The organism is Streptomyces sp. NPDC051183 (genome assembly GCF_040682455.1).
GTDB lineage: Bacteria > Actinomycetota > Actinomycetes > Streptomycetales > Streptomycetaceae > Streptomyces.
Genome location: NZ_JBFBBA010000012.1, coordinates 17613 through 36285 on the forward strand (window position 1 = coordinate 17613; position 18673 = coordinate 36285).

General features: G+C 71.6%; 20 protein-coding genes. 6 read left to right on the forward strand and 14 right to left on the reverse strand.

Translation table 11 applies throughout. The features are described from left to right. Positions 1-77: 77 nt before the first annotated feature. Entirely contained in the window at positions 78-746 is a 669-nt protein-coding gene (locus AB0M99_RS13065) for a TrkA family potassium uptake protein (protein WP_365919570.1), read from the forward strand. After that, positions 743-1405, forward strand: coding sequence for a TrkA family potassium uptake protein (locus tag AB0M99_RS13070; RefSeq protein WP_266783666.1), 663 nt, complete (start codon positions 743-745; stop codon positions 1403-1405). The genes AB0M99_RS13065 and AB0M99_RS13070 overlap by 4 nt, the downstream gene beginning before the upstream one ends. 93 nt (positions 1406-1498) lie before the next feature. Here the strand turns inward: AB0M99_RS13070 and AB0M99_RS13075 are convergent, their stop codons facing one another. From AB0M99_RS13075 to AB0M99_RS13105, 7 genes are all read right to left on the reverse strand, one after another. After that, on the reverse strand, positions 1499-2224 hold the full coding sequence (locus AB0M99_RS13075; RefSeq protein WP_365919572.1) for a DUF3159 domain-containing protein: 726 nt from the start codon (positions 2222-2224) through the stop codon (positions 1499-1501). 4 nt (positions 2225-2228) lie between these two features. Then, positions 2229-2648 (reverse strand): OB-fold nucleic acid binding domain-containing protein, encoded by a 420-nt coding sequence (locus AB0M99_RS13080; protein ID WP_365919574.1) that lies wholly within the window; start codon positions 2646-2648, stop codon positions 2229-2231. A gap of 24 nt (positions 2649-2672) precedes the next feature. Beyond that, positions 2673-3359, reverse strand: coding sequence for a response regulator (locus AB0M99_RS13085; protein ID WP_365919576.1), 687 nt, complete (start codon positions 3357-3359; stop codon positions 2673-2675). Then, the gene (locus AB0M99_RS13090; RefSeq protein ID WP_365919578.1) at positions 3356-5968 is read right to left on the reverse strand and encodes a sensor histidine kinase KdpD; all 2613 of its coding nucleotides are present in this window, start codon (positions 5966-5968) and stop codon (positions 3356-3358) included. The genes AB0M99_RS13085 and AB0M99_RS13090 overlap by 4 nt, the downstream gene beginning before the upstream one ends. Positions 5969-6142: 174 nt before the next feature. Continuing rightward, a complete protein-coding gene (locus AB0M99_RS13095; RefSeq protein WP_365919580.1) occupies positions 6143-6922 on the reverse strand; it encodes a DUF3710 domain-containing protein in 780 nt (259 codons plus the stop codon). A gap of 1 nt (position 6923) precedes the next feature. Continuing rightward, the gene (gene dut, locus AB0M99_RS13100; protein WP_365919582.1) at positions 6924-7457 is read right to left on the reverse strand and encodes a dUTP diphosphatase; all 534 of its coding nucleotides are present in this window, start codon (positions 7455-7457) and stop codon (positions 6924-6926) included. Then, positions 7457-8041 (reverse strand): PaaI family thioesterase, encoded by a 585-nt coding sequence (locus tag AB0M99_RS13105; RefSeq protein WP_365919584.1) that lies wholly within the window; start codon positions 8039-8041, stop codon positions 7457-7459. Before AB0M99_RS13105 ends, dut begins: the two co-directional genes overlap by 1 nt. Before the next feature lie 58 nt (positions 8042-8099). Between AB0M99_RS13105 and AB0M99_RS13110 the strand changes: the two genes are divergently transcribed. Next, complete coding sequence (locus tag AB0M99_RS13110) at positions 8100-8555, forward strand: DUF3093 domain-containing protein (protein WP_365919586.1); 456 nt, start codon at positions 8100-8102, stop codon at positions 8553-8555. Here the strand turns inward: AB0M99_RS13110 and AB0M99_RS13115 are convergent. From AB0M99_RS13115 to AB0M99_RS13130, 4 genes are all read right to left on the reverse strand, one after another. Continuing rightward, complete coding sequence (locus tag AB0M99_RS13115; RefSeq protein ID WP_365919588.1) at positions 8552-9484, reverse strand: hypothetical protein; 933 nt, start codon at positions 9482-9484, stop codon at positions 8552-8554. The two genes, AB0M99_RS13110 and AB0M99_RS13115, sit on opposite strands and share 4 nt — an antisense overlap. Before the next feature lie 12 nt (positions 9485-9496). Further along, positions 9497-9793 (reverse strand): DUF4193 domain-containing protein, encoded by a 297-nt coding sequence (locus AB0M99_RS13120; RefSeq protein WP_365919590.1) that lies wholly within the window; start codon positions 9791-9793, stop codon positions 9497-9499. A 384-nt stretch (positions 9794-10177) separates the two neighbouring features. Then, on the reverse strand, positions 10178-11422 hold the full coding sequence (locus AB0M99_RS13125) for an ATP-binding protein (RefSeq protein WP_365919592.1): 1245 nt from the start codon (positions 11420-11422) through the stop codon (positions 10178-10180). Positions 11423-11427: 5 nt separating this feature from the next. After that, positions 11428-12081, reverse strand: a complete 654-nt coding sequence (locus AB0M99_RS13130) for a response regulator transcription factor (RefSeq protein ID WP_030008767.1) — start codon at positions 12079-12081, stop codon at positions 11428-11430. 246 nt (positions 12082-12327) lie between these two features. On the opposite strand from AB0M99_RS13130, the gene AB0M99_RS13135 reads away from it, so the two are divergent. Beyond that, positions 12328-12495 (forward strand): hypothetical protein, encoded by a 168-nt coding sequence (locus AB0M99_RS13135; protein WP_365919594.1) that lies wholly within the window; start codon positions 12328-12330, stop codon positions 12493-12495. A gap of 102 nt (positions 12496-12597) precedes the next feature. Here AB0M99_RS13135 and AB0M99_RS13140 read toward each other — a convergent pair whose 3' ends face one another. Both AB0M99_RS13140 and AB0M99_RS13145 read right to left on the reverse strand, forming a co-directional pair. Continuing rightward, positions 12598-13398, reverse strand: coding sequence for an inositol monophosphatase family protein (locus tag AB0M99_RS13140; protein WP_365919807.1), 801 nt, complete (start codon positions 13396-13398; stop codon positions 12598-12600). A 22-nt stretch (positions 13399-13420) separates the two neighbouring features. Further along, the gene (locus tag AB0M99_RS13145) at positions 13421-14590 is read right to left on the reverse strand and encodes a ferrochelatase (RefSeq protein ID WP_365919596.1); all 1170 of its coding nucleotides are present in this window, start codon (positions 14588-14590) and stop codon (positions 13421-13423) included. Positions 14591-14772: 182 nt separating this feature from the next. On the opposite strand from AB0M99_RS13145, the gene AB0M99_RS13150 reads away from it, so the two are divergent. Together AB0M99_RS13150 and AB0M99_RS13155 are read left to right on the forward strand one after the other, a co-directional pair. After that, entirely contained in the window at positions 14773-16029 is a 1257-nt protein-coding gene (locus AB0M99_RS13150) for an MFS transporter (RefSeq protein WP_365919598.1), read from the forward strand. Then, entirely contained in the window at positions 15977-17308 is a 1332-nt protein-coding gene (locus AB0M99_RS13155) for a D-arabinono-1,4-lactone oxidase (RefSeq protein ID WP_365919600.1), read from the forward strand. The genes AB0M99_RS13150 and AB0M99_RS13155 overlap by 53 nt, the downstream gene beginning before the upstream one ends. Before the next feature lie 25 nt (positions 17309-17333). On the opposite strand, the gene AB0M99_RS13160 is transcribed toward AB0M99_RS13155, so the two are convergent. Next, positions 17334-18140 (reverse strand): hypothetical protein, encoded by an 807-nt coding sequence (locus tag AB0M99_RS13160; RefSeq protein ID WP_365919601.1) that lies wholly within the window; start codon positions 18138-18140, stop codon positions 17334-17336. Positions 18141-18673: the final 533 nt, after the last annotated feature.

Genomic DNA, 18673 nt, shown 5'->3' on the forward strand with positions numbered 1-18673 from the left:
ATGGTCTGAGACCCTGTTAAGCCAGAGCAGCAATGAGGCTGGAAACCAGCGAGCCGCTGACAGCCGGAAGGACGGCCGTGCACATCGTCATTATGGGCTGCGGAAGAGTGGGTTCCGCCCTCGCGCAGACCCTGGAACAGCAGGGGCATACGGTCGCCGTAGTGGACCAGGACCCCACCGCATTCCGTCGGCTGGGAGCGTCCTTCGGCGGTCGCCGCATCACCGGGGTCGGCTTCGACCAGGACACCCTGCGGGAGGCCGGCATCGAGGAAGCGGGCGCCTTCGCAGCCGTCAGCAGCGGTGACAATTCCAACATCATCGCCGCCCGCGTGGCCCGTGAGATGTTCGGCGTCGAGAACGTCGCCGCCCGCATCTACGACCCCAAGCGCGCCGAGGTCTACCAGCGCCTGGGCATCCCCACCGTCGCGACCGTGCGGTGGACCGCCGACCAGATGCTGCGCCGGCTGCTGCCCTCGGGCGCCGAGCCGCTGTGGCGCGACCCGAGCGGCGGTGTCCAGCTCGCGGAGGTGCACACCTCCACCGCCTGGATCGGCCACAGGGTCAGCAAGCTCCAGGAGGAGACCGGCGTACGCGTCGCCTTCCTCACCCGACTGGGCGAGGCCATGCTGCCGACGTCGGCGACGGTCCTCCAGGAGGGCGACCTCGTCCACGTGATGATGCGCACGGACGAGATCGACAAGGTCGAGGCGGCCTTCGCCGAGGGGCCTGAGGAGGCACACGCATGAGGGTCGCGATCGCCGGAGCCGGCGCGGTGGGCCGCTCCATCGCCGGTGAGCTGCTGGAGAACGGCCACGAGGTGCTCCTCGTCGACAAGGCGCCGACCGCCATCTCGGTGGAGCGGGTGCCGCAGGCCGAGTGGCTGCTGGCCGACGCGTGCGAGATCACCTCGCTGGACGAGGCGGCGCTCCAGCGCTGCAACGTCGTCATCGCCGCGACCGGCGACGACAAGGTCAACCTGGTCGTCTCGCTGCTCGCCAAGACCGAGTACGGGGTTCCGCGGGTGGTCGCCCGCGTGAACAACCCGAAGAACGAGTGGCTCTTCAACGAGTCCTGGGGCGTCGACGTCGCCGTCTCCACGCCGCGCCTGATGTCGGCCCTGGTCGAGGAGGCCGTCAGCGTCGGCGACCTGGTGCGGCTGCTCCGCTTCAGCCACGGCGACGCCAACCTCGTCGAGCTGACCCTGCCGGCCGACTCCTCGGTCGCGGGCACCCAGATCAGCGAGATCGCCTGGCCCGAGGACACCTCGCTGGTCACGATCATCCGCGGCAACCGGGTCCTCACCCCCCACGGGGAGGAGACCCTGGAGCCGGGCGACGAACTGCTCTTCGTGGCCGCCCAGGCCCGCGAGGAACAGCTGGAGGACCTCCTCCAGGCCCGCCACTAGCCTGCGGGCGCTGCGGGCGCGCCTCCGGAGCGCCGCACCGGCACACACGAAGGGGCGGGGTGACCATCCGGTCACCCCGCCCCTTCGTACGGGTCAGGCCCCCTGCTCCCGGGCGGCCGCGTCCTTGGCCTCCCACTCCGCGATCACGTCGATCGGCGGCGGGGCCTTCGCCAGGAAGACCCAGGTGAAGTACACCGCCAGCACCATCGGCGGGAGCTTCAGGGCGATCAGCACCCAGCCCAGCTGCGTCGCGTCGCCCCACCAGTACAGCGGGAAGAGGATCGCGTACTTCGCGAGGAAGATCAGGCCCCAGGCCAGGCTGGCCTTGGTGTACGCCTTCTTGCGCCCGGGGTTGCGCGTACGCCAGGACAGGTTCTCCTTGAAGACCGGTCCCAGGACCACCCCCAGCAGCGGGAAGCCCACCAGCGCGGAGAGCGTGAAGGCCACCCCGAGGCCGGCGCCGTAGATCATGCCGGGCAGGTAGAAGCCCTTGGCGCTGCCCGTGAACAGGGCGAACGCGACGCCGACGCCCACACCGAAGACCCCGCTGAAGGCGTGCTTCACGGTGTCCTTGCGCAGCAGCCTCACGATCACCAGCAGGACCGCGACCGCGCCCGCCGCGATGGCGGACAGCTTCACGTCCTTGTTGACCGTGTAGATCATGACGAAGAGCAGCCCGGGAAGCATCGTCTCCACGGTGCCCCGGATGCCCCCGAAGGCGTCGAACAAGGCCGCCTGGGTCACCGCCTTCTGGTCCTCGGAGGGAGCGTCGGCGGGTGCGGCGGGTTCTGGGGTGGTCGGTCTGTCGAGTGACGTCACCGGATTACTGCTCCTGTCCGAGCGGTCGGAGTTCGTACTTCGGGTTGAAGAGCACCCGACGGCCGTGGCTCATCGAGATCCGCCCCGAGGCGATCATGCGACGGCCGGGTTCGATTCCCACGATCGAGCGACGCCCGAGCCATACGACGTCCAGCGCGGCCGAGCCGTCGAAGAGCTCCGCCTCCAGGGCGGGGACCCCCGCCCTCGGCCGCAGCGTGACGGTCCGCAGGGTTCCGGTCACCTTGACTATCTGCCGGTCGTGGCAGTCGCAGATCCGCGTGCACCCCGCGGCTTCTGCGTCCTCCTGCAGCTCCGCCGAATGCAGCTCCTCCTGGGAGGTGGACAGCCGCTCTATCATCCGGCGGAACCGGCCCGCCGGCCTGGCCGGCTTGGCGAGCTTCTCGGGACGCGGTTCAGCACTCATACAGGAAGCGTACCGGCGTGCCCGCTACCTCTCGAAGCGGTATCCCATGCCCGGTTCCGTGATGAAGTGCCGCGGGTGCGAGGGGTCCGCCTCCAGCTTGCGGCGCAGCTGCGCCATGTACACCCGCAGGTAGTTCGTCTCGGTGCCGTACGAAGGCCCCCACACCTCCTGCAGGAGCTGCTTCTGGCTGACGAGCTTGCCGCGGTTGCGGACCAGGACCTCCAGCAGGTGCCACTCGGTGGGCGTGAGCCGTACGTCCCGCCCTTCGCGCACCGCCTTCTTCGCGGCGAGGTCGACGGTGAAGCCGTCCGTCTCCACGACCACCTCGTCCTCCACGGACCCGGCGGCGGGCTCGGCCCGGCGTACGGCGGCGCGCAGCCGCGCCAGCAGCTCGTCCATGCCGAACGGCTTGGTGACGTAGTCGTCGGCGCCCGCGTCGAGGGCCTCGACCTTCTCGTCGGAGCTGTGCCGCGCGGAGAGGACCAGGATCGGTACGCGGGTCCAGCCGCGCAGCCCCTTGATCACCTCGACCCCGTCCATGTCGGGCAGGCCGAGGTCGAGGACGACCACGTCGGGGTGGCGGGCCGCGGCGAGCTCCAGGGCGCTCGCCCCGTCGGCGGCCGCGTCGACCTCGTACTTGCGCGCCTTCAGGTTGATCACGAGGGCTCGCACGATCTGCGGCTCGTCTTCCACCACGAGCACCCGGGTCATTGAGGTCCTGCCTTCTGTCGTATCGGGTCGAGATCGAGATCAACGGGGTGGCCGTCGCCGGTGCTCCGGCCCTCCCCGTCCACGGTGACCGCCGTGGCCGCGCGCCCGCGGGTCACGGCCCGCAGGGTCAGCACCATGGTCAGTCCGCCGCCTGGGGTGTCCTCGGCGGCGAGGGTGCCGTCCATGGCCTCGGCGAAGCCGCGGGCCACCGCGAGCCCGAGGCCCACCCCGGCACCGCGCGGCGCGTCCCCGTGCCGCTGGAACGGGGCGAAGATGCGGTCCTTGGCCTCGTCGGGCACGCCCGGCCCGCGGTCGACGACGCGCACCTCGACCCGGTCCCCGAGGAAGCTGGCCGCCACCAGCACCGGCTCTCCCGGCGGGCTGTACTTGACGGCGTTCTCCACCACGTTGGCCACCGTACGTTCCAGCAGTCCCGGGTCCACCGCCACCATGGGCAGGATCTCGGGGACGTCGAGCAGCACGCTGTCCTCCGGTACGCCGCCCAGTGCCATCGGGACCACCTCGTCGAGGTCGATCTCCCGGATCAGCGGGGTGACGGTGCCGGTCTGCAGGCGGGACATGTCCAGGAGGTTGCCCACGAGGTGGTCCAGCCGGTCGGCGCCGGCCTCGATGCCCTCCAGGAGTTCGGCCCGGTCCTCCTCGGACCATTCCACGTCGTCGGAGCGCAGGGAGGTCACGGAGGCCTTGATGGAGGCCAGCGGTGTCCGCAGGTCATGGCTGACGGCGGCCAGCAGGGCGGTGCGGATCCGGTTGCCCTCGGCGAGCCGGCGGGCCTCCTCGGCCTCCCCGACGAGCCGCTGGCGGTCCAGGACCACGGCGGCCTGGGCGGCGAAGGCGCCGAGCACCCGGCGGTCCTCGGCGGGCAGCACCCGCCCGGACAGGGCCAGTGCCATGTGATCGCCGATGGGCATGTCCACATCGGCGTCCTCGGGCCGGTCGACCGGGTTGGGCCCGACGCTGCCGGCCCGCCGCCAGGGTTCGACGTCGGCGTCGCGCTCCAGCAGGGCCACCGATTCCATGGCGAAGGTCTCGCGGACCCGCTCCAGCAGCGCGTCCAGGGCGGTCTCCCCGCGCAGCACGCTGCCCGCCAGGAAGGAGAGGATCTCGGACTCGGCCCGCAGCCGGGCGGCCTGGTGGGTGCGCCGGGCCGCCAGGTCCACCACGGAGGCGACCGAGGCGGCCACCCAGAAGAAGACGGCGATGGCGACGATGTTCTTCGGGTCGGCGATGGTGAACCGGTGCAGCGGCGGGGCGAAGTAGTAGTTCAGCAGCAGCGAGCCGACGGCCGCCGAGGCGAGTGCCGGCCAGAGACCGCCCAGCAGGGCGGCGGCCACGGTCAGCGCCAGGAACAGCAGCATGTCGTTGGCGAGGCCGGGGTCGGCGTCGACGTGGGTCAGCAGTGCGGCGAGCAGCAGCGGCAGGGCCACCCCGACCACCCAGCCGGCCACGATGCGGGCCCGTCCGAGCCGGGCCGCCGAGCGGACCACGGGCAGTCCGCGGCCCTTGGCGGCCTCCTCGTGCGTGACGATGTGCACGTCGAGGTCGGGTCCGGACTCGCGGGCGACGGTGAGCCCGACGCCGGGGCCGAAGACGTAGCGCCAGGAGCGGCGGCGGCTGGAGCCGAGGACGATCTGGGTGGCGTTGATCCCGCGGGCGAATTCGAGCAGCGCCTCGGGGATGTTGTCGCCGATCACATGGTGAAACGTTCCGCCTAGGTCTTCGACCAGGGTCCGCTGGACCGCGAGCTCCTTCGGCGAGGCCGCGGTCAGCCCGTCGCTGCGGGCGATGTACACGGCCAGGATCTCGCTGCCCGAGCCCTTGGCGGCCATCCGCGAGGCCCGCCGGATCAGCGTGCGCCCCTCCGGGCCGCCGGTCAGGCCGACCACGATGCGCTCGCGCGCCTGCCAGGTGGATCGGATGTTGTGCTCGCCCCGGTACTGCTGGAGGTACTCGTCGGCCCGGTCGGCCACCCACAGCAGCGCGAGCTCGCGCAGCGCGGTCAGGTTCCCGGGGCGGAAGTAGTTCGACAGGGCCGCGTCGACCTTGTCGGGCTTGTAGATGTTGCCATGCGCCATGCGCCGGCGCAGGGCCTGGGGGGACATGTCGACGAGCTCGATCTGGTCGGCCCGCCGCACCACCTCGTCCGGCACGGTCTCGCGCTGCCGCACGCCCGTGATGGACTCCACCACGTCGCCGAGCGACTCCAGGTGCTGGATGTTCACGGTCGAGACCACGTCGATCCCGGCCCGCAGCAGCTCCTCCACGTCCTGCCAGCGCTTGGCGTTGCGCGAGCCCGGCACGTTGGTGTGCGCCAGCTCGTCCACCAGCGCGACGGCGGGCCTGCGGGCGAGCACCGCGTCGACGTCCATCTCGGTGAAGGTGGCACCCCGGTAGGAGAGCTCCTTGCGCTCCACCTGCTCCAGGCCGTGCAGCATGACCTCGGTGCGCGGCCGCCCGTGGTGCTCCACGAAGCCGACGGCAACGTCGGCGCCCCGCTCGACGCGGCGGTGGCCCTCGGAGAGCATCGCGTACGTCTTGCCGACACCGGGTGCCGCGCCGAGATAGATCCTTAGCCTGCCGCGTCCCATGTGCCCCATTCTCCGGGACGCCCTCGCCGTTCACGCACCGATGACCACCCGTGCGGCCATCCCTGACGCAACCCTGACGCCCGCGTACGCCCCCGGACGCGCCGGTGGGCCGTACCCCCTCGGGAGTACGGCCCACCGGCCGAAAAGCTGCGTGCGCGGTCACCGCGCCCGGGGTCAGCGGACCTCGGTGATCTCCGGACCGCGCTCCAGCTGGCCCATGCCGCCGGAGAACCGCGAGCCCTCCTGGTCCTCCGTCTGCACGCCGTCCGGCACCATCTGCGCGTCGTTCGGCAGCTTCAGGACGATCGGGTCGCGCGGGGCCATCGGGCCGTCGCCGCGGACCACGACGGTGTCGAGGAAGATCCGCTCCAGCACGCCGGCCGACTCGGGGCGCACCGCGCCCTGGCCGGAAATGACACCCCGCAGGAACCAGCGCGGGCCGTCGACGCCGACGAAGCGGACCAGCTGGGCGCCGGTCTGTCCGTCCGGCAGCGGTACGGGCACCTGTGCGCGCAGCTCCCAGCCCAGCGGACCCTCGACCTCGTCGATGATGCCGCCCTGCTTGGTGATGCCCTCGGCGATCTCCTCGCGGACCTCGCCCCAGATGCCTTCCTTCCTGGGCGCCGCGAAGGCCTGCAGCTGCACGGCGCTGTCGCCCAGGACCACGGTCGCGGCGACGATTGCGTCCCCGGCGACCTCGACGCGCAGTTCCATGCCCTCGACACCCGGTACGAGGATGCCGCCGAGGTCGACCCGGCCGTCCTCGGGCTTGCCGGGCACCTCCGCGACGTCCCACGGGCCGTCGGGCCGCGGGGCCGGCGGCAGGTTCACCCTGCGCGGCTCGCCGGAGCCGCGCTCCGTGGCGTCGTCCTGCTCATCAGCCACGCCGTCGACGACCTGCTCGGCCGCGCCGCCGTCCTTGACGGAGTCGTTCTTCTTGCGACGTCCGAACACGTCACTGTCCTTCCCGGTCGGATACGACCGAAGCGTAGCCATTCCCACCCTGCTGACCAGCGCCGGATCCGGCCACGGCCGCATGACCGCCGGTGGAGCCGAAACCCCCCTCGGCCCGCGCCGAGTCGGGAAGTTCCGCCACCTCGTGGAAGCGCACCTTCTCGACTCGCTGGACAACCAGCTGGGCAATGCGGTCGAAACGCTCGAACCGGACGCTTTCGCGCGGGTCGAGATTGACCACGATCACCTTGATCTCCCCACGGTACCCGGCATCCACCGTCCCCGGGGCATTCACGAGCGCGAGCCCGCAGCGTGCGGCCAGGCCCGAGCGCGGGTGCACGAACGCCGCGTACCCGTCGGGCAGCGCGATGGCGACGCCGGTGGGCAGTACCGCCCGCTCGCCCGGCTCCAGCTCTGCGGCCACGGTGGTGACCAGATCGCAGCCGGCGTCACCGGGGTGACCGTAGGCAGGGATCGGCACCTCCGGGTCGACGCGCCTGATGGCCACGTCGACACCGGTGTTGTTCTCGTACATCAGGGGTTCACCTCGAAGGCGCGTGCGCGCCTGACCTGGTCCGGGTCGGCCATCGCCGCCCGGATCTCCTCGGGCCGTCCGTTGTCGATGAAGTGGTCGACCTTCACCTCGATGAAGAGGGCGTCCGCGCGCAGGGCGACGGGCCCTTGCGGACCGCCTATTCGACCGACGGCGCTGGAGTAGATCTTCCGCCCGGCGACGGCGGTGACCTCGGCCTCCAGGTACAGGACGGTGTCCACCGGGACGGGGCGCACGAAGTCGGTCTCCAGCCGGCCGGTGACCGCGATGACGCGCAGCAGCCAGTTCAGGGAGCCCAGCGTCTCGTCGAGCGCGGTGGCGAGCACACCGCCGTGGGCGAGGCCCGGCGCGCCCTGATGGGCGGCCTTGACGGTGAACTCCGCGGTGACGCGTACGCCTTCGCCCGCGCGGGCCGCCAGGTGGAGCCCGTGCGGCTGGCCGTCGCCGCAGCCGAAGCAGTGCTCGTAGTGCGCACCGAGGAGCTCACCGGGTGCCGGGGCGTCCGGGTGCCGGACCGGTGCGGTGGCATCGGCCGGAGGCGTCAACGCTGTGTTTCGTCCACTCACAGCCGCAGACCTTACCCGCGCGGCTACCCGGCGGTCGCCTCGTGGCAGGCTTGGCGGCATGCAGCTCTCCTCCGCGCACCACGACGAACGCCTGACCGCCCCCCGCTCCTGGTGGGGCATCGCCGTACTCGCCGGCCTCGCCTGCGCGCTGATGCTGCTGCCGCTGGGGACGCTGCCGCTGCTGGTCGGGCTGGTCGGGGGCAGCGCGCTGACGGGGCTCCTGGTGAGCTCGTACGGGTCCGCGCGCGTGCGCGTGGTGAACGGCGCCCTGGCCGCCGGCGAGGCCCGCATCCCGGTGGCGGCGCTGGGCGAGCCGGAGGTCCTCGATGCCGAGGAGGCCCGCGCCTGGCGTACGTACAAGGCCGACACCCGCGCCTTCATGCTGATGCGCAGCTACGTCCCGACGGCCGTCCGCGTCGAGGTGACCGATCCGGCCGACCCGACCCCGTACGTGTACGTCTCCACGCGCGAGCCGCAGGCGCTGGCCTCCGCGATCCGGGCCGCCAAGGCCTAGGAGGACCCCCCGGGGCTCTCCCCCCGTCCGGCCGGACCCTCCAGGGCGGCCCTGGTGGCCTCGGGAAGGGGCTGGGAGGGCTGCTCCAGGGGCGGGAGCTGCGGCAGGGCGTCCCAGGGCACGGCGCGCGCCCGCAGGTCCGTACGTACCTTCTCGGCGAGTTTGCGGGTGTCCCGGCGGTTCATGACCGCCCCGACGGCCGCACCGACCATGAACGGCATCAGGTTCGGCAGGTTGCGGAACATCCGCTTCATGATCTGCTGGCGCAGTTCGCGCTTCATCTGACCGCCGAGCGCCGCGTTCAGCGTCGTCGGCTTGGTCAGGTCCACCCCGCGTTCCTCGGTCCACGCGGTGAGGCAGGCGAAGCTGCGTTCCTTGAGCGAGCCGGGCGGCCGCAGCCCGTAGACCTCGTGGAGCTCGGCGACGAGCTTCAGCTCGATCGCCGCGACCGCGGTGATCTCGGCGGCCAGCTCGGCCGGCATCGCGGGCGGTACGGGCAGCATGGCCGCCGCGCCGATGCCCGCGCCGACGGTCGACGTGGCATTGGCGGCGCCCGCGATCAGCTTGTCGGCAAGCTGATCCGGACCGAGGCCCGGGAACTGAGCGCGCAGGGTCGCGAGGTCCCGAACCGGAACGCGCGGTGCGTTCTCGATGATGCGGTCGGTGATGTAAAGGGCGGCGGCCCTGGCACCTTCGCCGCCCTTGCGTACACCGTTCTTGACGGCTTGCAGCCGACGAGCCCCGTACCGGTGCCGGGACTCCTCGTCGGCCTCCGTGGCCGACGGCACCGCCGGGGCGGTGTCGGAGGGCACGGCGGGGTCGCCGGGGGCTCCAGGGCCCGTTTCCGGGCCCGTGGCTCCCACCTGCGTCTCCGCCGGATCACCAGGTTTCCGAAAGCGGCGCTTTCGAAATGGTGTCGAGCCAGTCACGGCCGACGCCTCTCAGTCGCAGTCGCGACAGATCGGCTGACCGTTCTTCTCACGTGCCAGCTGGCTGCGGTGGTGCACCAGGAAGCAGGTCATGCAGGTGAACTCGTCAGCCTGCTTGGGAAGCACGCGGACGGCCAGTTCCTCGTTGGAGAGGTCCGCGCCGGGAAGCTCCATGCCTTCCGCCGCGTCGTAGTCGTCCACGTCGACGACCGAGGACGACTTCTCGTTGCGCCGGGCCTTCAGCTCTTCAATGCTGTCGTTGTCGACGTCGTCGTCGGTCTTGCGTGGGGTGTCGTAGTCCGTTGCCATAGTTCGCTCTCCCCCTCTGGGATTTAGCGGGTGTCTCAGCGCACGTAACGCGCGAGAGGCCGGACTTGTGCCCGACCTGAGGCGGAGATTTTGCCTCACATCAAGGTCTGTTACTCAATCGACACCCAGCCGCCCGCCCAGAGGTGCATTTGGCTGCGATGTCGAGCGGGACCGTACACGGTCTTGGGGCCGACGTGCACAAACGCCACCCCGTGTATTTCCCGCCATCAGGGGGGCCGGAAACCCGGACTTCCCGGGCTTTCCGGCCTCCCCAGGGGTCACTGACCGCACATGACCCGACACTCGCCCATGTGATCGATCACACAGGAGCCGCCACTTTCACGCCTTCGGCGTTCAGCTGACAGCGAACAAGCCCGTGCCTGGTCACAGGGGAAGAGTGACGCGCATCACGAGGCCACCGCCCTCGCGGGGGATCGCCTGGATCCGTCCGCCGTGTGCGCGGGCCACGGAGCGCGCGATCGACAGACCGAGCCCGACACCCTTGTCGCTGCCCGTACGCTCCGTACGCAGCCGCCTGAAGGGCTCGAAAAGGTTGTCCACCTCGTACGCGGGAACAACGGGACCCGTGTTCGATACCAGGAGCACCGCCTGGCCGTGCTGGGACTCGGTCGTGACCTCCACCCAGCCGCCCTCCGGGACGTTGTACCGGACGGCGTTCTGCACCAGGTTCAGGGCGATCCGCTCCAGCAGTACGCCGTTGCCCTGGACCACGGCCAGCGCGCGCTCGCCGCGGATCTCCACGCCCTTCGCCTCGGCCTCCCCGCGCGCCTGGTCCAGCGCGCGCGAGGCGACCTCCGCCAGGTCCACGGGCTTGCGCTCGACGATCTGGTTGTCGCTGCGGGCGAGCAGCAGCAGGCCCTCGACGAGCTGCTCGCTGCGCTCGTTGGTGGCGAGCAGGGTCTTGCCGAGCTGCTGGAGCTCCACCGGGGCCCCGGGATCGGAGAGGTGCACCTCCAGCAGCGTGCGGTTGATCGCCAAGGGCGTCCGCAGCTCGTGCGAGGCGTTCGCGACGAACCTCTGCTGCGCCGTGAAGGCCCGCTCCAGCCGGTCGAGCATCTCGTCGAAGGTGTCGGCGAGCTCCTTGAGCTCGTCGTCCGGGCCGTCGAGCTCGATGCGCCGGGTCAGGTCGGAGCCGACCACCCGGCGGGCGGTACGGGTGATCTTGCCGAGCGGCGAGAGCACCCGGCCGGCCATCGCGTAGCCGAAGGCGAAGGCGATGATGCTCAGGCCCAGCAGGGCCATCAGCGACCGGCTCAGCAGGTCGTCCAGCGCGTGCTTGCGCTGGTCGAGGATGCACTGCCCGATCGCGGCGTTGAACTGGTCGATGGACTGGTCGATGCCCACCCCGGAGCAGGTGGCGCTGGTGACCTCGACCTTCTGGCCGCCGACGATCTTGAACGGGAGCGCGTTGCCCTCCCGCAGGGCCGTCGCCGCCAGCAGGTAGATGATCGACAGCAGCAGGATGCCCGCGATCAGGAACATCCCGCCGTACAGCAGCGTGAGCCGTATGCGGATGGTCGGCCGCAGCCAAGGGAAAGGACCCTCGGGCTGGCCGGGGTCCCAGGTCGGTTTCGGTGGCGCCGGTGGTGGCGCCGGGGTCGCTGCCACCGCCGTCAGATCCGGTACCCGGAGCCGGGCACCGTCACGATGACCGGCGGCTCGCCGAGCTTGCGGCGCAGGGTCATGACCGTCACGCGCACCACGTTGGTGAACGGGTCGGTGTTCTCGTCCCATGCCTTCTCCAGGAGCTGCTCGGCGGACACCACGGTCCCCTCGCTGCGCATGAGGACCTCAAGCACCGCGAACTCCTTCGGCGCCAGCTGCACCTCCTTGCCCTCGCGGAACACCTCGCGCCGGTTCGGGTCCAGCTTGATCCCGGCGCGCTCCAGTACGGGCGGCAGGGCGACGGTGGTGCGCCGGCCGAGCGCCCGCACACGGGCGGTCAGCTCGGTGAAGGCGAAGGGCTTGGGGAGGTAGTCGTCCGCGCCCAGCTCCAGGCCCTCGACCCGGTCGCTCACGTCGCCCGAGGCGGTCAGCATCAGCACGCGGGTGGGCATGCCGAGCTCGACGATCTTCCGGCAGACGTCGTCACCGTGCACGAGCGGGAGGTCGCGGTCGAGCACGACCACGTCGTAGTCGTTCACCCCGACCCGCTCCAGCGCCGCGGCGCCGTCGTACACGACGTCCACGGCCATGGCCTCCCGGCGCAGTCCGGTGGCCACCGCATCGGCGAGCAGCTGCTCGTCCTCGACGACGAGTACGCGCACGTCGTTTCCTTCCTTTGAGCCCTGGAGGGCACACGTGTATGGCGTCCTCCATCCTGCCCGTTTCAGCCGTAAACCGGCTGTAAGGCGCCCCTGCGGCAGCCCCGAGCGGGGCGGAAGTGAGGATTCCCTCGCCTTGCGAGGTTTCTGGGCCCAGGGTGCAGGGGAGGACGACTCCACACCCCAAACATCCCTGACGGCGGACTGCCACGTGCCGCCGCCGACCCACGAAGAGGGGGCGCACCCACCATGGACGCATTCACCGCGGGTCTCCTGCAGCGCATCAGGACCACGCAGTCGGACCTCAGGCAGGCCCGTGAGACGGGCGACGAATTCCTCGTGGACGTGGAACAGGCGGAACTGGAAGACCTCCAGCGCCTCGCCGCGGAACACGGCGTACCGGTATCCGTCTGCTGACGGCACCCCCGACCCCGACCCCTCGATCCCTCACCACCCCGAACCCCGGCCGCCCGACCTCGGCAGCCGGGGTTCCCCCATGCGCGGCGGCGAGCCCGCCGGTCAGTCGTGCCAGGCCCCGGCCTCCTCCAGCAGCGGCTGGAGGGCGGCGAACACGGCGGGTCCGGCCGCCAGGGCCAGCTCCCCCGAGGCCGGCTCCCCCGCCCGCCCGCCGGTCAGGGCGCCTGCCTCGCGCGCGATCAGCTCGCCCGCGGCCAGGTCCCACGGGTTCAGCCCGCGCTCCCAGTAGCCGTCCAGCCGCCCGGCGGCCACGTCGCACAGGTCCAGCGCCGCCGACCCGCCGCGCCGGATGTCGCGTACCAGCGGGATGATCTTCCGCGCGACCTCGGCCTGGTGGGCCCGCCGGGTCTGGACGTACGCGAAACCGGTGCCGATCAGCGCCTGGTCCAGCGGCGCGGCCGGCCGGCAGGCGAGCCGCGCTCCGCCCATCCAGGCCCCGCCGCCGAGGACCGCGTGGGAGGTCTCCCCGCGCATCGGCGCCGCCACGACGCCCACCACGGTCCGCCCGAGGTACTCGGCCGCGATGGACACGCCCCAGTTCGGCAGGCCGTAGAGGTAGTTCACGGTGCCGTCCAGCGGGTCGACGACCCAGCGCACCCCGCTCGTGCCGGGGACGTCCGAGCCCTCCTCGCCCAGCAGCCCGTCCTCGGGGCGCCGTTCGCCGAGGATCCCGGTGATCAGCTTCTCCGCGGCGATGTCCATCTCGGTCACCACGTCGATCGGGCTCGACTTGGTCGCGGCGACCGCCAGATCGGCGGGCCGCCCGTCCCGCAGCAGTTCCCCGGCCCGCCGCGCGGCCTCCAGGCCCACGTCCAGCAGTTCGGCCTTCAGCTCTTCGGAGATCACGGTCCCTCGTCCCTCTTCCCTACGCGTACGGACTGTCCACACCCGCGGCCGCCGGCCGGGGCCCCCGCGCCGGGCAGCAGCCCACGGCGCACAGATCATGACTCGCCCCGAGCAGTCCGAGGGCGCACCGCTCCACGCTCTCGCCGCGTTCCGCGGCGGCCCGCTCCAGCACTAGGTCCCGTACCGCGGCGGCGAACCGCGGGTCGGCCCCGACCGTCGCCGAGCGGGCGATCGGCAGCCCCAGTTCGGCGGCCCTGGCCGTGGCTTCGGTGTCGAGGTCGTACAGGACCTCCATGTGGTCCGAGACGAAGCCGATCGGCACCATCACCACCGCCGGGGCACCGGCCCCGTGCAGCGCCTCCAGGTGGTCGCAGATGTCCGGCTCCAGCCAGGGGATGTGCGGGGCGCCGCTGCGCGACTGGTAGACGAGCTCCCAGGGGCGTTCGGTGCCCGTCTCGGCCCGCACCGCGTCCGCGATCACCTTGGCGACGTCCAGGTGCTGCCTGACGTAGGCCCCGCCCTCGCCGCCCTCGGTGTGGTCCTCGACCGGACCGGAGGCGTCAGCCGCCGCGGTCGGGATCGAGTGCGTGGTGAAGACCAGCCGTGCCCCGCCGCGGACCTCCGCGGGCAGCGACTCCAGGGCGGCCAGCACCCCGTCGATCATGGGCTGCACGAAGCCGGGGTGGTTGAAGTAGTGCCGCAGCTTGTCCACCTCGGGCAGTTCGGCCACCCCCTCCCCGGCGAGCGCGGCCAGTGCGTCGGCGAGGTTCTCGCGGTACTGCCGGCAGCCCGAGTACGAGGCGTAGGCGCTGGTCGCCAGGACCGCGATGCGGCGGCGGCCGTCGGCGGCCATCTCCCGCATCACGTCCGTCAGGTACGGGGCCCAGTTGCGGTTGCCCCAGTAGACGGGCAGGTCCAGCCCGTGCTCCGCGAAGTCCTTGCGCAGCGCGTCCAGCAGCTCCCGGTTCTGCCCGTTGATCGGGCTGACCCCGCCGAAGCCGAAGTAGTGCTGCCCGACCTCCTTGAGCCTCTCGCGCGGGATGCCGCGCCCGCGCGTGACGTTCTCCAGGAACGGCACGACGTCGTCGGGTCCCTCGGGGCCGCCGAAGGACAGCAGCAGGAGGGCGTCGTAGGGGGCCGCGAGGCCTTCGGCCACGGGCGCCTCGGGGGCACGGAGCTGGTCAGACATGTCTCGAATCCTGCCACCCGGCACCGGCCGGCGGGAACCGGCCTGGTCCCGACCCCGCACCGGGTCACAGGTAAGGTCACCCTTACTTCCTGTCTGCTTCTCGACGTCCTTTCACCATGCGGGTGCCTTGTCGGCAGTCGTAACCTGTATGGGCCAACGACGTCCCTTACGGAGGGCGCACCTTGCCCAGTCCCTACCGCGCGATCTTCGCCGCCCCCGGAAGCAAGGGGTTCAGCGCCGCCGGCCTGATCGGCCGCATGCCGCTTTCCATGGTCGGCATCGGCGTTCTCACCATGATCACCGAGCTCGGCGGGAGCTACGCCCTGGCGGGCGGGATCACCGCGACCATCGCGCTCTCCGCGGCCGCCGTGGGCCCCCAGGTCTCGCGCCTGGTCGACCAGTACGGACAGCGGCGGGTGCTGCGCCCGGCGACCCTGGTCGCCTCGGCGGCGGTGACCGGCCTGCTGGTCGCCGCGGGCTACGACTGGCCGAGCTGGACCCTCTTCGTCTTCGCGGTCATAGCCGGCTGCGTGCCCAGCGTGGGCTCGATGGTCCGCGCGCGCTGGACGGCCCTGTTCCGCGACACCCCCCAGCTGCACACGGCCTACTCGTTCGAGTCCATAGTCGACGAGCTCTGCTTCATCGTCGGCCCGCCGCTCGCCGCGACCCTGTCCGCCGGCTGGTTCCCCGAGGCCGGTCCCCTGGTCGCGCTCGTCTGCCTGCTGGCGGGCGTCTGGTGGCTGACGGCGCTGACCGGCACCGAGCCCAAGCCCCATCCCCGCCACGAGCACACGGACCACTCCTCGGCCCTGGGCTCCCCCGGCCTCCAGGTCCTGGTGGCGACCTTCGTGGCGACCGGCGCCATCTTCGGATCCGTGGACGTCTCGACGCTGGCCTACGCCGCGGAGCACGGCAACAAGTCCCTCGGCGGCATATTCCTGGCGATCTGGGCCTTCGGTTCCTGCCTCGCCGGCATCGTCTTCGGCCTGCTGCACTTCAAGGGCAAGGCCGAACCCAGGTGGGTACTGGGCATCAGTGCGATGGCCGTGAGTATGATCCCCCTCCTACTGGCCGGGAACCTTCCGTTTCTGGCCGTGGCGCTCTTCGTCTCGGGCCTCGCCATCGCTCCCACGATGATCACCACGATGGCCCTGATCGAGGCGCACGTGCCACACGCGAAGCTGACCGAGGGCATGACCTGGATCAGCACCGGCCTCGCGGTCGGTATCGCGCTCGGGTCCTCCGTGACCGGCTGGGTCGTCGACTCCGCCGGCGCGCAGACCGGGTACGTCGTCTCCCTCTCGGCGGGAGCGGCCGCGGCGGCGGTTGCGTTCGCGGGATACCGCCGGCTGACGAGGCCGGCGCAAGGGGAGGAGCCAGCTACTCATGGGGACGGCGACAGCAGGGAAGAGCGGCGCGGCACCGACCGCGTGGCGTAACTGGGCGGGGAACGTCACCGCCGCGCCGGCACGTGTGGTCACCCCGGCCTCGGTCGGGGAGCTTCAGGAGGCGGTCCGCCGGGCCGCCGAGGACGGGCTGCGGGTGAAGGCGGTCGGCACCGGCCACTCCTTCACCGCGGCCGCCGCGACCGACGGGGTGCTGCTGCGCCCGCAGGCGCTGGCCGGGATCCGGTCCCTCGACCGGGACGCGGGCACCGTGACGGTGGCCGCGGGCACCGTGCTCAAGGACCTCAACCAGGCCCTGGCCCGGCAGGGCCTGTCGCTCACGAACATGGGCGACATCATGGAGCAGACGGTCTCCGGCGCCACGAGCACCGGCACCCACGGCACCGGCCGCGACTCGGCCTCCATCGCCGCCCAGATCCGCGGCCTGGAGCTGGTCACGGCGGACGGCAGGCTGCTGACGTGCTCCGAGAAGGAGAACCCCGAGGTCTTCGCGGCGGCCCGGCTGGGCATCGGGGCGCTCGGCATCGTCACCTCGATCACCTTCGCCGTGGAGCCGATCTTCTTCCTGACGGCGCGTGAGGAGCCCATGGGCTTCGACCGCGTGACGGCCGAGTTCGACCAGCACCACGCGGAGAACGAGCACTTCGAGTTCTACTGGTTCCCGCACACCGGCAACTGCAACACCAAGCGCAACAACCGCAGCCAGGGCCCGGCCGCCCCGCCCGGAGCGGTCAGCGCCTGGATCGAGGACGAACTGCTGTCCAACGGCGTCTTCCAGGCCGCCAACTCCCTGGGCCGCGCGGTCCCGGCGGCCATCCCCGCCATCGCCCGGATCGCCAGCCGCGCACTGTCGGCGCGGACGTACACGGACATCCCGTACAAGGTGTTCACCAGTCCGCGGCGGGTGCGGTTCGTGGAGATGGAGTACGCCCTTCCGCGCGAGCGCGTGGTCGGGGCGCTGCGGGAGCTCAAGGCCATGGTGGACCGCTCCGGCCTGCGGATCAGCTTCCCGGTGGAGGTGCGGACGGCTCCGGCGGACGACATCACCCTGTCGACGGCCTCGGGGCGCGAGACCGCGTACATCGCGGTGCACATGTACAGGGGCACCCCGTACCAGGCCTACTTCACGGCCGCGGAGCGGATCTTCACCGAGCACGGCGGGCGGCCGCACTGGGGGAAGGTGCACACGCGGGACGCGGAGTACTTCGCCGAGGTCTACCCGCGCTTCGGGGAGTTCACCGCGCTGCGCGACCGGCTCGACCCGGAGCGGGTGTTCGGCAACGACTACCTGCGGCGGGTCCTGGGCGAGTGAGCCCGGGCGCCCTCCCGAGCCCGGCTCAGGAGGGCGTCCGCTGCCCCTGCCGGCCGCTCTCGGAGCCCGTGTCCGGGGTCGCGCCCTGGGCCGGGGTCGTGTCCGGGCTCGGGGTCGGGGTGGGCTTCGGCGGGGTCGGGCTCGGCGTCGGGCCCCCGGAACGGGAGGGGCTCGGGTCGGGGCTCGGGCTCAGGCCGCCGTGCGACTGCGAAGGGCTCGGGGAGGTCCCGGACTCGGGGGTCTTCCCGTCCTTCGCGTCCTTCCCGTCCTTTCCGCCGGTGCCGGTCTCCTTCCCGGGAGCCGCGGGCTTGTCGTTGCCCGCCTTGCGCGTGCCGCCGGACAGGATGGTTCCGCCGTCGGAACTGATGGAGGTCCCCGCCACCGCCTCGTAGGTCCCGAGGCCGCCGAGCGCGATGGCGAAGGCCGCACCGGAGGCGACCGCCGTGCGCTTCCAGCCCCGTACGCGGGTGCCGTGCACGGTGGCCTCGCCGAACTCCTCCGAGGGCAGGGCGGCGCCTTCCCCTCCTTCGGACGGCGCCTCGGCGTGCAGCGGCACCTGACGGGCCCCGGGGCGGGCGGTCTCGCGCAACTGGTCGCCGGTGCGCTTGAAGAAGTGCTGGATGACGGGCCCGCCCGCGGTCGCGACCACGCTCACCACACCGGCGCCGAGGATCGTTCCGTAGACGCCCATCTGCGAGGCGAGCAGGGCCGCCGCGACGGTGGCGAGGGAGGAGCCGGCGATCTGGGTCACGCTCAGATCCAGCTTTTTCTTCCCGTCCGCCCCCTTGGCGTCCTCGGTCCGTTCGGTGCCCCGCGTCGTCTTCTGACCCATCCCCAACCTCTGTGCGCCCTGCCTCGTCCATGTCACCGTTTCTCAGCAATGACTGACGAACCAACCGAAGCGCAGAGTTCCATTTCTGGTGATTCTGTGAAGCAAGACACCCGAAAACGGGCGCGCTTCCAGGTCCGGCCGGACACCCGCCGGACGGAGGGCAGCCCAACTCCCGCCGTCCGGGACAAGTTCGGCGGCGCGGCGGTCCACCCAGGTGGCCCGAATGGAGTACTGTGGCGAGCCCTGGGGCCGTCCTTCCTTACGGATGTCCGGACTCGGGAGAGGGGGCCGACTGATGGAGAACGGCACTCAAAGACCGGTGATGCCGCGGTATTGCACGGGTTCCTGCTGCGCACAGTAATCGTTCGGTCACTGTGCGTGCCCAACAGGTAACCGTGCCATAACGGCGATCAAGGGCGCATGCCCGACACGCCGGTTTAACTCGGCAAGGTTGTGGCAGGCTGCACCCGGGCAGGCCACACTCGACTAGCGGAAGCAGCGACGCACGTGACGTCGGCAGGCACCACCCGGGA

Bases quoted from the DNA above. Each gene is read 5' to 3' on its own strand.
- AB0M99_RS13110 (WP_365919586.1), top strand. From the start codon at position 8,100: ATGCAGCTCTCCTCCGCGCACCACGACGAACGCCTGACCGCCCCCCGC.
- AB0M99_RS13070 (WP_266783666.1), top strand. From the start codon at position 743: ATGAGGGTCGCGATCGCCGGAGCCGGCGCGGTGGGCCGCTCCATCGCC.
- AB0M99_RS13155 (WP_365919600.1), top strand. From the start codon at position 15,977: ATGGGGACGGCGACAGCAGGGAAGAGCGGCGCGGCACCGACCGCGTGG.
- AB0M99_RS13085 (WP_365919576.1), bottom strand. From the start codon at position 3,359: ATGACCCGGGTGCTCGTGGTGGAAGACGAGCCGCAGATCGTGCGAGCC.
- AB0M99_RS13160 (WP_365919601.1), bottom strand. From the start codon at position 18,140: ATGGGTCAGAAGACGACGCGGGGCACCGAACGGACCGAGGACGCCAAG.
- AB0M99_RS13135 (WP_365919594.1), top strand. From the start codon at position 12,328: ATGGACGCATTCACCGCGGGTCTCCTGCAGCGCATCAGGACCACGCAG.
- AB0M99_RS13120 (WP_365919590.1), bottom strand. From the start codon at position 9,793: ATGGCAACGGACTACGACACCCCACGCAAGACCGACGACGACGTCGAC.
- AB0M99_RS13080 (WP_365919574.1), bottom strand. From the start codon at position 2,648: ATGAGTGCTGAACCGCGTCCCGAGAAGCTCGCCAAGCCGGCCAGGCCG.
- AB0M99_RS13145 (WP_365919596.1), bottom strand. From the start codon at position 14,590: ATGTCTGACCAGCTCCGTGCCCCCGAGGCGCCCGTGGCCGAAGGCCTC.
- AB0M99_RS13090 (WP_365919578.1), bottom strand. From the start codon at position 5,968: ATGGGACGCGGCAGGCTAAGGATCTATCTCGGCGCGGCACCCGGTGTC.
- dut (WP_365919582.1), bottom strand. From the start codon at position 7,457: ATGTACGAGAACAACACCGGTGTCGACGTGGCCATCAGGCGCGTCGAC.